Raw genomic sequence first — 695 nt, forward strand, 5'->3', positions numbered from 1 at the left:
ACGAGGTCTGGCGGGCCCGCGCCCTCCACCTCCAGGGCCTCACCCGCACCGGTCTCGGCGACATCGACGCTGCGCGTCACGCGTTCGAGGAGGCCATGGAGGTGCACGCCGGTCTCGGACTACGGTCGGACGTCGCGGTGGGGATCCACACCCGGGGGTGGCTCGCCTTCCTCGAGGGAGACCTGCCGCGAGCCCTCGAGTGCTACGCCGACGCGAGCGACCGGTTCGACGACCTCGACATCACCAGCGTGGACCTGGTCTACGACCGGTGCAGCGCCTACCTCGTCGCCGGCATGCCGGCAGACGCCCTGGACGTCGTCGAGCGCGCCCTCGAGGCCCGCCCACTGGTCGAGACCGAGCAGGCCGACCTGCTGCTGGCGCTCGCCGAGGCGGCCTTCGCGGCCGGCGACTGGGCGCGGGCGAGGTCGGCCGCCGACGCAGCATGTCGCCTCTACCAACGGCAGGGTCGCCAGCGGCACTGGATCAGGGCGGAGCTGTACGCGATCTGGTCGCGCGCCGAAGTCACCGACAGGCCCGCCAGGCTGCTCCCTCGGCTCGAGACCCTGGTCGCGGCAGCCCGCGAGTCCGCCGCTCCCGAGCTCCCGCATGCGCTGCTTCTCGGCGCTCAGGTCGGGAGCCGGGTGCGTGGACCAGCGGCGGCCCGGCTGGTGGACCACTGGCTCGACGAGGCCGCC

General features: G+C 73.8%; 1 protein-coding gene. It reads left to right on the forward strand.

The annotated features are described in order from the left end of the window. Nucleotides 1-95 precede the first annotated feature (95 nt). Nucleotides 96-695: hypothetical protein (locus C5C07_RS21430; RefSeq protein WP_233510489.1), on the forward strand; the 600-nt coding region annotated here is incomplete at its 3' end.

This window comes from Haloferax sp. Atlit-4N (assembly GCF_003383025.1).
Lineage (GTDB): Archaea > Halobacteriota > Halobacteria > Halobacteriales > Haloferacaceae > Haloferax > Haloferax gibbonsii.